The organism is Roseivivax sediminis (assembly GCF_900112685.1).
In the GTDB taxonomy this organism is placed as follows: domain Bacteria; phylum Pseudomonadota; class Alphaproteobacteria; order Rhodobacterales; family Rhodobacteraceae; genus Roseivivax; species Roseivivax sediminis.
Map to the genome: position 1 here is coordinate 65,601 of NZ_FOMS01000001.1, position 12,790 is coordinate 78,390.

Consider the following 12,790-nt stretch of genomic DNA (forward strand, 5'->3'; position numbering starts at 1 on the left):
GCCTCATCGGCATGTCCCCGGCTTCATCTGCCCGGAAAATATCCCCGCCGGAGGCTCTGCCGGCACCGCGCGCGGTGCCGCCTACCGGTCGCGCAGAAGCTCCCGCAGGCGCGCCTCTTCCTCCGCCGAAAGCGCCGCGGCGCCGTCCTCGCCGCGGGCCCGTCCCCGCAAGTAGACGGCCCCGACACCTCCCGCGACCAGCAACATCAGCGGCCCCGCGGCCCACAGGAGCCAGTTCCAGCCGCCGGTCGTCGGTTGCAACAGCACGAACTCGCCGTAGCGCGCGACGATGAAGTCGACGACCTCCTCGTCGCTGTCCCCTTCGACCAGCCGGTCGCGCACCAGGATGCGCAGGTCGCGCGCCAGCGGCGCGTTCGATTCGTCGATCGACTCGTTCTGGCAGACGAGACAGCGCAGCCCCTCGCTGATCTCCCGCGCCCGCTCCTCGAGCGCGGGATCGTCCAGCATCTCGTCCGGCTGCACCGCCCCCGCCGGGGCCGCCAGCGCGGCCGCGAGGACGCCCGCAAGGGCGGAGGAGCGCAGCCCTCTCATTCCGCCGGCACCGCGGTCCCGGGCGCCTTGCGCGCCCCGGCCGCGACCCGGAACCGCCGGTCGGACAGCGACAGCCCGGCGCCGAAGGCCATCAAGAGGCAGCCCGCCCAGATCCAGTTCGCCAGCGGCTTGATATAGGTGCGCACGACCCAGCCTCCGCCCTCCTGCGCATCGCCGATCACCACGTAGAGATCGCGCAGGAACCGGTAATCGATCGCCGCCTCGGTGGTCGGCATCTGTGCCACCGGGTAATTCCGCTTCTCGGGATGGAGTGTGACGATCTCGGCCCCGTCCTGCCGCACCACGATCTCGCCCATGGTCGAGAGGTAGTTCGGCCCCTGCACCTGCCGCACGTCCGCCAGTTCCAGCTCGAAGCTGCCGACGGTGAAGCGCTCGCCGATCTGCGCGACGCGGATATCCTCGCTCTCCCAGGCAAGAAGCCCGGCGATCCCGAGCATCGTCACGCCCAGCCCTCCATGCGCCACCGCCTTGCCCCAGTCGGCCCGCGGCAGCCGGCCGAGCCGTGCCAGCGACCCGCCGCGCCCGGTCTTCGACCAGAGGTCCGTCGCCGCGCCGGCGACCAGCCAGGCCCCCAGGAAGACACCGACGGGCCCGAGGATCGACCGGCCCGTCTGTATCGCCCAGACGAGCGCGGCCAGCGCGAGCGCGAGGCCGAAGGCCGGCGCCAGCGCCCGCAGCGTACGGCCCGCGCGCCCGCGCTTCCACGACAGCATGGCGCCCACCGGCAGGATCAGCCCAAGGACCAGCATGAACGGCGTGAACGCGAGGTTGAAGAAGGGCGCGCCCACCGACAGCTTTCGGTCGAGGAACATCTCCGCCACCAGCGGCCACATCGTCCCCACGAAGACCACGAAGGACGACACCGCCAGCAGGATGTTGTTGGCCACCAGCGCGCCCTCACGGCTGACCACGCCGAAGACGCCGCGCGCCTGCATAACCCCGGCCCGCGCGGCGAAGAGCGTCAGCGCCCCGCCGGTGAAGACCACCAGGATCGCCAGGATGAAGACGCCGCGCTCGGGATCGTTGGCGAAGGCGTGGACGGAGGTCAGCAGCCCCGAGCGCACGATGAACGTGCCGATCAGCGAGAATCCGAAGGCGAGGATGGCCAGGAGGATCGTCCAGGCCTTGAGCGCCTCGCGCTTCTCCACCACGATCGCCGAATGGAGCAGCGCCGCGGCAAAGAGCCAGGGCATGAACGACGCGTTCTCCACCGGGTCCCAGAACCAGAAGCCGCCCCAGCCGAGCTCGTAATACGCCCACCAGGACCCCAGCCCGATGCCGATCGTCAGGAAGCCCCAGGAGGCCAGTGTCCACGGCCGTACCCAACGGCCCCAGGCGGCGTCCACCCGCCCCTCGATAAGCGCTGCGACGGCGAAGGAGAAGCAGATCGAGAGCCCGACATAACCGAGGTAGAGAAACGGCGGATGGAAGGCGAGCCCGGGATCCTGCAGAAGCGGGTTGAGGTCCTGTCCGTCGAAGGGCGGCACCGCGAGCCGGTCGAACGGGTTCGAGGTGAAGAGGATGAAGGCGAAGAACGCGGCCGCGACCGAGGACTGCACCGCCAGCACCCGCGCCCGCAGGCTCGGCGGCAGGCCGCCCCCGAACCACGCCGCCATCGCCCCGAACAGCGTCAGGATCAGCACCCACAGCAGCATGGAGCCTTCGTGGTTCCCCCATGTCCCGGTGATCTTGTAGAGGAGCGGCTTGGCCGAGTGCGAATTCGACGTCACTACGGCAAGGCTGAAATCCGAGGTCACGAAGGCGTAGACCAGCGCGGCGAACGACCCCGCGGTCAGCAGGAACTGCGCCGAGGCCGCGGGCTCGGCGACCGCCATCCAGCCCGGCCAGCGCATATGCGCGCCGACAAGCGGCACGATCATCTGCACGAGCGCCGTCAGGAAGGCGAGGATCAGGGCGAAGTGGCCAAGCTCGGTAATCATGACAAAGCTATAGCGGTCTCGGGCCGGGTTTGTCCAACCACGCAGACGTGACACTGTGCCTCGCACGCTGGGCGCCGGCGGGGCCCGCGGAACGCCCGTCGCCGGACCATTGGTGGCCCGGCGACGTATCTGAAATCCGAAGATGCGCGCAAAGCCGACCTCAGGCCCGTCCCCGCGACCAGTCGGCCAGAGCGGCGTTGTCGCCGGCCTCCACGAGCTCGGCTGCCCGGTCCGGTCCGGGCTCGGCCGCCGCCGCACGCAAAGCGACGGGGTCCGGCGCCGCGATCGCGGCGCGCAGCCGCTCGATCTCGCCGACGCGGGCGGCGACCTGCGGCGCCGCCGCCATGGTCGCGGCGATCTCGCGCCGGAACTCCTGCCCCTTGGCCTGGTGGCGCGCACCGAAATAGAAACTGACGATGGCGCCCAGCAGCCACCAGAGCGGCTCCGGTACCAGCGCGATCCCGGTCATGCGCGCGGCGAACCAGACCGGATCGACCATCGCCGCGGCGAAGAGCGCCAGTGTACCCAGCGCCATCGCCGGCCGCGGCACACGGTTGAGCCCGTCGATCAGCCGGTCGAACCAGGACCGTCTGTTTGCACCGAACTCCGCGGCGAACTGCGTCAGCGCCTGCCCCTGCAGATTGGCTCTGCGCTCAGCGTCGGCCTCGGCGTTCACGCGGAAGACCTCCGCGGTCTCCACGATGGCGTTGCGCCCTTCACCGAAGACCAGCCCGAACAGCTGCGAGATCAGTCCCATGCCGCGACCCTCGCCTCGAACTCCTGCGCGCTCAGGTGGTAGCGTGGCGCGATGAATTCCTCGGCCCGGCGGATCCAGCCACCTTTGCCGCCCGCCCGCGTGCGGGCGTACTTGCGCGAGGCCGGGCGGCGGTCTGCGAGCGCGAAGTAGTAGTTGCGCCGCGCGATCCCGTAGGCGTCGGCCAGGTGGTCGGGCGCGGCCGCCTGCGCCTCGGACGCCGCCGCAAGCGTCTGCGGCCCGACCACCCCGTCGACCGCGATCTGCCAGCCCATCCGGCGCAGCAGGCGCTGCAGGATCTTCACCGCGTTGGCACCCGCGTTGACATACATGTCGAAAACCGACGCCTGCAGCGGTTCGGGCAGCGCACCGATGCGCGGCCGCGCGAAGTAATGCTCGAGGAAGATCTCCACCGCCTGCGCGCGGGTCAGTCTTTTCACATCGGCCGGCGTCACCCGCCCGTCGCCGTCGAGGTCCATTCCCAGCCGCGCCATCGTGCCGATGGTCACGCCGAAATTGGTCGCGCCGCCGGGATCGTCGGGGTCATTGACATACCCCCCCTCGCGGGCGACGATTCCTTCCGCGATCTGCCGTACATCCGGTCCGCTCTGGCCCATGTCTTTCACCTCCGGTGCAGACGGAGGCTCTGTGCCGCCTCCCACCGTGCAAGGTGCCGGAGGCGCGCTAATACCGGCTGAGCCCACCGCACGCTGCCTTGAGGAGCCCATGGAAGCCGACGAGATCATCGCCAAGCTGGGCCTCGCGCCGCATCCCGAGGGCGGGCATTTCCGCGAGACCTGGCGCGCCGAGACGCCGGAAGGCGGCCGCGCCACCGGCACCTGCATCTATTTCCTGCTGAAGGCGGGGGAGCGGAGCCACTGGCACCGCGTCGACGCCACGGAGATCTGGCACCATTACGCCGGCGCGCCGCTGACGCTGTCCCTCGCCCCGGACGACGCCGGCCCGCGCACCGATCACGTGCTCGGCCCTGACCTGGCCGCCGGCGCCGCGCCGCAGGTGATCGTGCCCGAGGGGCATTGGCAGGCCGCGGCGGCGGCGGATGACGGCTGGACGCTCTGCGGCTGCACGGTCTCGCCGGGCTTCGACTTCGCGGGGTTCGAACTGGCGCCAAAGGATTTCGACATCCCGCGCTGAGCGCCGGAGGCCAGTCATCCCGGGAATATCTCGCGCATCGCGGCGTCGAACTGCGCCCAGCTCATGGTCGCGTGGTTTCCGGCATAGCCGTGGTAATGGGACCGGCCCGAGGAGTTCGGAAAGCCCGCCCAGATCTTCGCGAGATTGTTCATGAACCCGGTGCGCGACAGCTGCCCGCGCGTCATCTGCGCCAGTCCCGCCTCATCCAGCAGCAGGTCCGCCAGACGGTCCTGCACTGCCGGGGAAAAGCGCGTCCGCTCGCCCAGCCCCAGCGTCGCGACCAGTCGGCGCAGGGTGGCGGGGATGAACTGGTAACGCCCGATCGCGTGCGGCTGGCCAGGCGTCGCGTCGATCCAATCGTAGATGTCCCCGATCGTCATGGCCGTGGGACGCCGCGGCGGTTTGATCCGTGCGCCGTGCTGCACGGCATCGTAGCCGCGCTTGCCGGCCTCAGCCCGGGCGATCAGATGGCGGATCCGCTCCGCCGCCGAGGCGAACGGGCCGGGCAACGCGGCACGACCCGCCACCGGGCGCCGGGCCACGGGCGCGAACAGGCCCGCCCGCGCGCGCCCGGCGAAGAGGCTGCCGCCCGCGGCCGCGCCGGCCGGGGCGGAGACCTCCACCAGCGCCGCGCCCGGACGCAACAGCGGCCCGCGCGCGCCGCCGAAGAGCGGTTCGGCCCGCGCCAATCCGGCGGCGGCCAGCACCGCCAGCAGAGACAGGATCAGAACGAAGCTCTTGCGGACCATGGCCCCCGCGCCAACAGGATCGGATGGCGCGGATCATGGCGCAGGGAAGTTCACATTCCGTTTCCTCAGCCGCGATAAAGCAGCACGTAGTCCACGAGCTGCCTTGTGGAGCCGTCCTTGTCGCCGGCTGGCGCGTCCCCGGTCACCACGGGCTCCAGCGACTTGGCCAGTTCCTTGCCGAGCTCCACGCCCCACTGGTCGAAGGAGTTGATGTTCAGGATCGCCCCCTCGACGAAGACCCGGTGCTCGTAAAGCGCGACGATCTTGCCGAGGATCTCGGGCGTGAGCTGCGGGTAGATCAGCGTCGTGGACGGTCGGTCGCCCGGGAACACGCGATGCCGCGCCTGCCGTTCCAGTTCGTCGCCTTCGAAGCCCTTCGCGGCGCAGATCTCGCGCGCCTCGTCCAGGCCGCGGCCGCGCATCAGCGCCTCGGACTGCGCAAGGCAATTGGCGACTAGAAGGTCGTGGTGATGGCCGAGATCGGGCTCGTGCCCCGTCGCCGCGACCATGAATTCGCAGGGCACCACCCGCGTGCCCTGGTGGATGAGCTGGTAGAAGGCGTGTTGCCCGTTGGTGCCCGGCTCGCCCCAGACTACGGGGCCGGAGGGCACGTCGAGCGTCCGGCCGTCCATCGACACGCCCTTGCCGTTCGATTCCATCTCGAGCTGTTGCAGGTAGGCCGGCAGCCTTGCCAGGCGGTTGTCGTAGGGCAGCACCGCACGGGTCGCGTGCCCCATCACCTGATTATGCCACATGCCGACCAATGCCAACAGCACCGGCATGTTCTCGTGCAGCGGCGCCGACAGGAAGTGCCGGTCCATCTCCTGCCCGCCGCGCAGGAAGCTGCGGAAGGCCTTGGGCCCTATCGCCATCATCAGCGACAGACCGATCGGTCCCCACATCGAATAGCGCCCTCCGACCCAGTCGGCGAAGCCGAAGACGCGGTCCTCGGAGATACCCCACTCCGCCGCCTTCTCCTTGTTCGACGACAGTGCCACGAAACGGCCCTCGTGCCTCACCCCCTTGTCGTCGAGCCAGGCCTTCGCGGTGCGCGCGTTGGTCATCGTCTCGATCGTCGTGAAAGTCTTGGAGGCGACGACGAATAGCGTGGTCTCGGGGTCGAGCGTGCGCAGCGTGTCGGCGATGTCGGCGCCGTCGACGTTCGAGACGAAGTGGCAGCGCGGCCCGTCGGCATAGGGCTTGAGCGCAAGATATGCCATCGCGGGGCCGAGGTCCGATCCGCCGATGCCGATATTGACCACGTCGGTGACGTCGCCGGCGCGCACGTCGTCGGCCAGCTTGGCCATCCGGTCGAGCGTATCCCGCACCTCGGGCATGACGTCGGCGCCGTCCACCAGCACCGGCCCGCCATCGAGATTGCGCAAGGCCGTGTGCAGGACGGCACGCCCCTCGGTCTCGTTGATCGCGTGCCCGGCGAACATGGCATCGCGGCGCTCTGCCACGCCGGTTGTGCGCGCGATATCCAGAAGCGCCGCGCGGCTTTGCTCGTCCAGCTGCGTCTTCGAATAGTCGAACAGCATCCCCGCCGCGTTCAGGCTGAACTCCGCCGCGCGGTTCGCGTTGTCGAACCGCGCCAGGATGCTCTTTCCCGCCCCGGCCCCGGCCAGCCGCTTCACCTCGTCCCACATGGGCCCTTGCCTCCGTATCGTCGCCCCTTCGGGCCATCCATGTCTCGCACGCCCGGCCGTCAGGGGGCCCAGTGCACCTCGGCCTCGTCGAGGATCGCGTTGACCGGCGCCTCCTCAGCGCTCTTGCCCTTCGCGGCCTCGAGCGCGGCGCGCTTCTCGTCACCGAAGATCAGCAGATGCTTGGAGAGCGCCCCGCCCAGCACCGGCGCCGTCAACGTCACTCGCGGCTCCCCCGCGCCGGGGGCGCGCATCGGCATCAGGATCGGCGCCGAGCTTTCCAGCGCCGCGGCAAGATTGTCCGCCCCGGGAAAGAGCGACGCGGTGTGCATGTCCGTTCCCATCCCCAGAAGGACCACCGATAGCGGCAGGTTCGGGCGGATGATCTCCGCCAGTTCCTCAAGCCGTTCCTCGGGCTCCTGGCAGGGCAGGAACATCGGCAGGAGCCGCGCCGCCGCCGCCTTGCCAACCGTCAGGCGCTCGCGCAGCAGCCGGGTGTTGGACCGCTCGTGGTCTTCCGGCACCCAGCGCTCGTCGGTGAGCATCACGTCGACGCGGTCCCAATCGAGCTCCACTTCGCAAAGGTCGTCGAAGACCGGCCCGGGCGAGGTGCCGCCGGGCACCGCCATGGTCACCCGTTCGGCCCGCGCCAGCGCGCCGCGCAATTCTCCGGCGATGCGGTCGGCGAGCGCGAGCGACAGCATCTCTCGGTCGGCATATTCGTTGAAACTGTAGGACAAGTCGTGGCTCCTCAGGCCTTTATGTCGCGCCAGCGGCGTCCGTCTCGGTGCAAAAGCATCAACGCATCCTCCGGCCCCGACGATCCCGGATCGTAGGGCTTGGGCACGTCGCCGCGCGCTTCCCAGCCGTCGATCATCGGATCGGTCCAGGCCCACGCGGCCTCGACCTCGTCGCCGCGCATGAACAGGGTCTGGTTGCCCCGGATCACATCCATCACCAGCCGCTCGTAGGCGTCCGGCACGTTGGCCCCGTCCGGGCCAAGCGCATCCGCGAAGGTCATGTCGAGCGGCACGTCGACCAGCCGCATGCCGCCCGGCCCCGGCTCCTTGATCGTCACGTCGAGGGTCATGCCCTCGTTCGGCTGCAATCGGATTGCCAGCACGTTGTTGTGCCGCCCCGCCTCCGCGCCGAAGATCGAGTGCGGCGCGTCCTTGAAGACCACCGCGATCTCGGAGGTGCGCGCCCGCAGCATCTTGCCCGTGCGCAGGTAGAAGGGCGTCCCCGCCCAGCGCCAATTCGACACGTGCGCCTTGAGAGCCACGAAGCTTTCGGTGCGCGAGCGTTCGTTCTCCACGTGCGCGCGGTAGCCCGGTTGCTTCTCGTCGGCGCCGTACTGGCCGCGCACGATATGGTGCGGCTCCACCGGATCGAGCGCGCGGATCACCTTGAGCTTCTCGTCGCGTACCGAATCCGGTTCGAACTGCGCCGGCGGCTCCATCGCGATCAGACACAGAAGCTGCATAAGGTGGTTCTGCACCATATCCCGCATGGCACCGGAATCGTCATAGTAACCGCCGCGCCCGCCGACGCCGACGGTTTCGGCCACGGTGATCTGGATGTGGTCGACGAACTGCGCGTTCCAGAGCGGCTCGAACAGCACGTTGCCGAAACGCACCGCCATCAGATTCTGCACTGTCTCCTTTCCGAGATAATGGTCGATCCGGTAGATCTGCGTCTCGTCGAAATATTGCGCCAGCTCGCGGTTGAGCGCGCGCGCGCTCTCCAGATCGTGGCCGAACGGCTTTTCCACGACGATGCGGCTTGTCTCCGTGGCAAGGCCGAAGGCGCGCAGCCGCTCCGCAAGGTCGCCGAACAGTGCCGGTCCCACGGAGAAATAGAACGCCCGCACGCAATCGTCGCGCAGCCTGTCCTTCAGAGCCTTCCAGCCGCCGTCGCCCTTGGCGTCCACCGCGACGTAGCCTACTCGCTCCAGAAAAGAGTCGAGCTGGCCAGGGTCCTCCGCCCCGCCGCCGAATTCGTCGATCGCCGCGCGCACCATGTCGCGAAAGCCCGCATCGTCCATCTCGGTCCGGGCGGCGCCGACGATCTGCGCCTCGGGCGGCATCTGCCCGGCGCAGAAGCGTCGGAAGAGGCCGGGAAGAATCTTTCGTCGCGCCAGGTCGCCCGTGCCGCCGAAAATGACGAGGTCGAACGAGTCGACGGGAATGACGCGCGATACCATGGCAGCCTCCAGCTGAGCTCCGCTTCTATCCGTGTCGTGGGCGCCGCAGCGCATGTTACCGCTAACGGACCATCACGTCGCGGCAGATACCGCAGGTCCCGGGCAAAGTCTAACATTCGTCGCCGCTGCGGCAATGACGGCGGCCCGAAAGTCCACGCGGCGCACCCGGCCGCAGCATATGCGCCGCAATGCCGACCCGAGGGCCCGGGCCGACAAGACCCTTGCGGCCCCCCGCCGCCCGTGCGACCCCAAGCATCGCACCCAGCCGGAGCCCGCTGTCCCATGCCCCCGCGCAAGATCATCATCGACACCGATCCGGGCCAGGACGACGCTGTCGCCATCCTGCTGGCCCTCGCCTCGCCCGAGGAGATCGAGGTCCTGGGCATCACCGCCGTCGCCGGTAACGTGCCGCTGGAGTTGACCGCCAAGAACGCGCGCATCGTCTGCGAACTGGCCGGCCGGCCCGAGATACGCGTCTTCGCGGGCTGCGACACGCCGCTCGCCCGCCCGCTCGTCACCGCCGAACACGTCCATGGCAAGACCGGGCTCGACGGTCCGGACCTGCCGGACCCGGCGATGCCGCTGCAAGACACCCACGCCGTCGACTTCATCGTCGAGACGCTCCGCGCGGAGCCTCCGGGGACCGTCACGCTCTGCCCGCTCGGGCCGCTGACGAACATCGCCACGGCGCTGGCGCGCGCGCCCGACATCGCGAACCGGATCGCCGAGATCGTGCTCATGGGCGGCGCCTATTTCGAGGTGGGCAACATCACGCCCACGGCCGAGTTCAACATCTACGTCGACCCCGAAGCTGCGGCGCAGGTCTTCGCGTCCGGTGTGCCGCTGACGGTCATGCCGCTCGACGTGACGCACAAGGCGCTGGTGACCGGCCCGCGCAACGACGCCTTCCGCGCGCTCGGCACGCCCGTCGGCCGCGCAGTGGCAGAGATGACCGACTTCTTCGAACGGTTCGACAAGGACAAGTACGGCTCTCTCGGCGCGCCGCTGCACGATCCCTGCGTGACCGCCTACCTGATCGAGCCGGAGATCTTCACCGGCCGCCACATCAACGTCGAGATCGAGACGACTGCCGAGCTTACCCTCGGCATGACCGTCGCCGACTGGTGGGGCGTCACGTCCCGCGCGCCCAACGCCACCTTCATGGGCGATCTCGACGCCGACCGTTTCTTCGCCCTGCTGACCGACCGCCTCGCCCGGCTCTGACGCTGGCGCGCTCCGCTTCACAGATCGAAAGACCCGCCATGCCCCGCCTCTCGCTTTCCGCCCTTCTCGCCGCCCTGCCCGGCCTTGCCGCCGCGCAGGACTTCGCCCCGCGCTGGGAGGTGCTGGGCACCTTCGAGGCGACCGTCGAGGGCACGGACCACACGCTCTACGCGCTGGCGGACAATGAGGGCGGATCGGACTTCGTTGGCGTGACCGAAGCCGGCGGCTTCACGGTCATCACCGTCACCGCCGCCGCACCGGGCGCCGGCGGTCAGCCCGCCCCGCCCTACCTGTCGGCCACGATCGGCCCCTTCCGCGACGCGCCGGGCGACGGCGCCGGCATTGAGTGGCGCGAGGGCGAGACCGCCTGGTTCGCCACCTCCGACAGCGGCACGCGCGCCGACATGTCGGATGTCGACTACGATGGCGAGCGGCTATCCTTCACCTTCGACGCGCCCGAGCTCGTCGCGCTCGAGACCGACGAGGACTGGAACTTCATCCCCGTCGAGGGCGTCGCACCGGTTTCGGCCTCCGGCACGTTCGAGGGCCGCGTGCCCGCCTCCGACTAAGCCGCGAACCGGAGACCTACACCCGTGAAATCGCTCCACCTTGCCGGTCCGGAAGACGCACCGAAGCTTCTGCCGATGGTCGCCGCCTTCCACGCCGAAAGCGGCTTCGATACCGATGCCGATCATCAGGAAAGCGCAATCGCCCCGCTGCTTGAAGGCTCGCCGCACGGCGCGGTCTGGCTGATCGGCCCGCGAAAGGCGCCGGTGGGCTACATCGTCGTCACCTTCGGCTGGTCGGTGGAGTTCGGCGGACTCGATGCCATCATCGACGAGGTCTACGTCCGCGCCGCCGTACGCGGCCGCGGCATGGGCTCCGATGCGCTCGAAGGAATCGCCAAGGCCCTGCGCGAAGCCGGCGTGCGCGCCCTCCACCTCGAGGCGGACCGGAGCGACACGCAACTTCATAGCTTTTACGCCCGTGCACGCTTCAAGCCGCGGGAGGACTACATGTACATGACGCGCCTTCTCGGCTGAGGGGCCTACGGGCGCATCGCGCCCTCCGGGCATCGTCGGCGCACGGGTGGCACATAGCCGCCCCGACTCCTATGTATCCACCATGACCTTCGCGATCCCGTTCGACAACAGTTACGCCGCCCTGCCCCCGGGCTTCTACTCTCGCCTCGACCCCAAGCCCGTGGCGCAGCCGTCGCTCGTCGCCTGGAACCGGCCACTGGCGGATACGCTCGGCATCGGCGAGGCGGATGATGCCACGCTCGCCCGCGTCTTCTCGGGCTCCGAGGTGCCCTCGGGCGCGGCGCCGCTGGCGCAGCTCTATGCCGGGCACCAGTTCGGCCAGTTCAACCCGCAGCTCGGCGACGGCCGCGCGCATCTCCTGGGCGAGGTGATCGGCACCGACGGGGTCCGCCGCGACATCCAGCTCAAGGGCTCCGGTCCCACGCCGTATTCGCGCATGGGCGATGGCCGCGCCTGGCTCGGCCCGGTGCTGCGCGAATACGTGGTGTCCGAGGCGATGCACGCCCTCGGCATCCCCACCACCCGCGCCCTCGCCGCCGTCCGCACCGGCGAGGAGGTCGTGCGCGAGGCGCCGCTGCCCGGCGCCGTCCTCACCCGCGTCGCGCGCAGCCACATCCGTGTCGGCACCTTCCAGATCTTCGCCGCGCGCCAGGACATCGAGGCGCTGCGCGCCCTCTACGACTACACGGTCGACCGCCACTACCCAGACGTGACCGACCCCGCCGATCTGCTGCAGCGCGTGATCGACCGGCAGGCCGCGCTCGTCGCGCAATGGATGAGCGTCGGTTTCATCCACGGCGTGATGAACACCGACAATTGCACGCTCTCGGGCGAGACCATCGATTACGGCCCCTGTGCCTTCATGGACGACTACCACCCCGACACGGTGTTTTCCTCCATCGACCGGTTCGGCCGCTACGGCTTTGCCAACCAGGCCGACATCATCGTGTGGAACATGGCGCAGCTGGCCACCTCGCTTCTCCAGCTCATGCCCGACCCCGAGGCGTCGGTGGAGCCGTTCACCCGGCAGGTCCACGCCATGCCCGACGTGATCCGCGCGGAGTGGGAACATCGCTTCGCCGCCAAGATCGGCATCTCGACCCCGCGCGACGGGGACGCGACGCTCGTCGCCGATCTTCTGACCCGGATGCAGGCGAACCAGGCCGATTTCACCAACACCTTCCGGGGCCTGCTGACCGGCACCGCGCGCGACAATTTCACCGACCGCGCGGCCTTCGACGAATGGGAACCGCGCTGGCGCGCCCGCATTGAGGAAGAGCCGGAGCCAGAGGCGCAGATGGCCCGGTCCAATCCGGCGTTCATCCCGCGCAACCACCGGATCGAGCAGATGATCGAGGCGGCGACCGAAGGCGACGACGCCCGCTTCCACCGGCTGAACGCCGTTCTGGCCCGCCCCTACGAGGACCAGCCCGGCGCCGAGGACCTGACCCGCGCGCCGCTTCCCGCGGAGCGCGTGCCGGCCACCTTCTGCGGCACCTGATC

Annotated in this window: 13 protein-coding genes; 5 read left to right on the forward strand and 8 right to left on the reverse strand. The window is 69.5% G+C overall.

All coding sequences use genetic code 11. The annotated features are described in order from the left end of the window. Positions 1-81: 81 nt before the first annotated feature. The 4 genes from F3H57_RS00330 to F3H57_RS00345 all read right to left on the reverse strand — a co-directional run bounded on the left by F3H57_RS00330 (position 82) and on the right by F3H57_RS00345 (position 3,884). Positions 82-552 (reverse strand): cytochrome c-type biogenesis protein, encoded by a 471-nt coding sequence (locus F3H57_RS00330; protein WP_149753856.1) that lies wholly within the window; start codon positions 550-552, stop codon positions 82-84. Beyond that, a complete protein-coding gene (locus tag F3H57_RS00335; RefSeq protein ID WP_149753857.1) occupies positions 549-2,513 on the reverse strand; it encodes a heme lyase CcmF/NrfE family subunit in 1,965 nt (654 codons plus the stop codon). Before F3H57_RS00335 ends, F3H57_RS00330 begins: the two co-directional genes overlap by 4 nt. Before the next feature lie 160 nt (positions 2,514-2,673). Further along, the gene (locus F3H57_RS00340) at positions 2,674-3,270 is read right to left on the reverse strand and encodes a holin family protein (protein WP_149753859.1); all 597 of its coding nucleotides are present in this window, start codon (positions 3,268-3,270) and stop codon (positions 2,674-2,676) included. Next, complete coding sequence (locus F3H57_RS00345) at positions 3,261-3,884, reverse strand: holin-associated N-acetylmuramidase (protein ID WP_149753861.1); 624 nt, start codon at positions 3,882-3,884, stop codon at positions 3,261-3,263. The genes F3H57_RS00340 and F3H57_RS00345 overlap by 10 nt, the downstream gene beginning before the upstream one ends. Positions 3,885-3,993: 109 nt before the next feature. Between F3H57_RS00345 and F3H57_RS00350 the strand changes: the two genes are divergently transcribed. Further along, positions 3,994-4,422, forward strand: coding sequence for a cupin domain-containing protein (locus F3H57_RS00350; RefSeq protein WP_149753863.1), 429 nt, complete (start codon positions 3,994-3,996; stop codon positions 4,420-4,422). A gap of 14 nt (positions 4,423-4,436) precedes the next feature. Here F3H57_RS00350 and F3H57_RS00355 read toward each other — a convergent pair whose 3' ends face one another. From F3H57_RS00355 to zwf, 4 genes are all read right to left on the reverse strand, one after another. Beyond that, a complete protein-coding gene (locus tag F3H57_RS00355) occupies positions 4,437-5,171 on the reverse strand; it encodes a lysozyme family protein (protein ID WP_149753865.1) in 735 nt (244 codons plus the stop codon). Between the two features lie 65 nt (positions 5,172-5,236). Next, positions 5,237-6,820, reverse strand: coding sequence for a glucose-6-phosphate isomerase (gene pgi / locus F3H57_RS00360; RefSeq protein WP_149753867.1), 1,584 nt, complete (start codon positions 6,818-6,820; stop codon positions 5,237-5,239). A 59-nt stretch (positions 6,821-6,879) separates the two neighbouring features. Beyond that, positions 6,880-7,557 (reverse strand): 6-phosphogluconolactonase, encoded by a 678-nt coding sequence (pgl, locus tag F3H57_RS00365; protein WP_223162883.1) that lies wholly within the window; start codon positions 7,555-7,557, stop codon positions 6,880-6,882. Between the two features lie 11 nt (positions 7,558-7,568). Further along, positions 7,569-9,020, reverse strand: a complete 1,452-nt coding sequence (zwf, locus tag F3H57_RS00370) for a glucose-6-phosphate dehydrogenase (RefSeq protein WP_149753869.1) — start codon at positions 9,018-9,020, stop codon at positions 7,569-7,571. Positions 9,021-9,302: 282 nt separating this feature from the next. Here zwf and F3H57_RS00375 point away from each other — a divergent pair, with 282 nt between their 5' ends. From F3H57_RS00375 to F3H57_RS00390, 4 genes are all read left to right on the forward strand, one after another. Continuing rightward, complete coding sequence (locus F3H57_RS00375) at positions 9,303-10,244, forward strand: nucleoside hydrolase (protein WP_149753871.1); 942 nt, start codon at positions 9,303-9,305, stop codon at positions 10,242-10,244. Between the two features lie 38 nt (positions 10,245-10,282). Beyond that, positions 10,283-10,813 (forward strand): hypothetical protein, encoded by a 531-nt coding sequence (locus F3H57_RS00380; protein ID WP_149753872.1) that lies wholly within the window; start codon positions 10,283-10,285, stop codon positions 10,811-10,813. 24 nt (positions 10,814-10,837) lie between these two features. Then, a complete protein-coding gene (locus tag F3H57_RS00385) occupies positions 10,838-11,287 on the forward strand; it encodes a GNAT family N-acetyltransferase (RefSeq protein ID WP_149753874.1) in 450 nt (149 codons plus the stop codon). 82 nt (positions 11,288-11,369) lie between these two features. Further along, the gene (locus F3H57_RS00390; RefSeq protein WP_149753875.1) at positions 11,370-12,788 is read left to right on the forward strand and encodes a protein adenylyltransferase SelO; all 1,419 of its coding nucleotides are present in this window, start codon (positions 11,370-11,372) and stop codon (positions 12,786-12,788) included. The last annotated feature ends 2 nt before the right edge of the window (positions 12,789-12,790 follow it).

Coding starts and splice junctions, on each gene's coding strand:
- F3H57_RS00330 (WP_149753856.1), bottom strand. CDS start 552: ATGAGAGGGCTGCGCTCCTCCGCCCTTGCGGGCGTCCTCGCGGCCGCG.
- F3H57_RS00335 (WP_149753857.1), bottom strand. CDS start 2,513: ATGATTACCGAGCTTGGCCACTTCGCCCTGATCCTCGCCTTCCTGACG.
- F3H57_RS00340 (WP_149753859.1), bottom strand. CDS start 3,270: ATGGGACTGATCTCGCAGCTGTTCGGGCTGGTCTTCGGTGAAGGGCGC.
- F3H57_RS00345 (WP_149753861.1), bottom strand. CDS start 3,884: ATGGGCCAGAGCGGACCGGATGTACGGCAGATCGCGGAAGGAATCGTC.
- F3H57_RS00350 (WP_149753863.1), top strand. CDS start 3,994: ATGGAAGCCGACGAGATCATCGCCAAGCTGGGCCTCGCGCCGCATCCC.
- F3H57_RS00355 (WP_149753865.1), bottom strand. CDS start 5,171: ATGGTCCGCAAGAGCTTCGTTCTGATCCTGTCTCTGCTGGCGGTGCTG.
- pgi (WP_149753867.1), bottom strand. CDS start 6,820: ATGTGGGACGAGGTGAAGCGGCTGGCCGGGGCCGGGGCGGGAAAGAGC.
- zwf (WP_149753869.1), bottom strand. CDS start 9,020: ATGGTATCGCGCGTCATTCCCGTCGACTCGTTCGACCTCGTCATTTTC.
- F3H57_RS00375 (WP_149753871.1), top strand. CDS start 9,303: ATGCCCCCGCGCAAGATCATCATCGACACCGATCCGGGCCAGGACGAC.
- F3H57_RS00380 (WP_149753872.1), top strand. CDS start 10,283: ATGCCCCGCCTCTCGCTTTCCGCCCTTCTCGCCGCCCTGCCCGGCCTT.
- F3H57_RS00390 (WP_149753875.1), top strand. CDS start 11,370: ATGACCTTCGCGATCCCGTTCGACAACAGTTACGCCGCCCTGCCCCCG.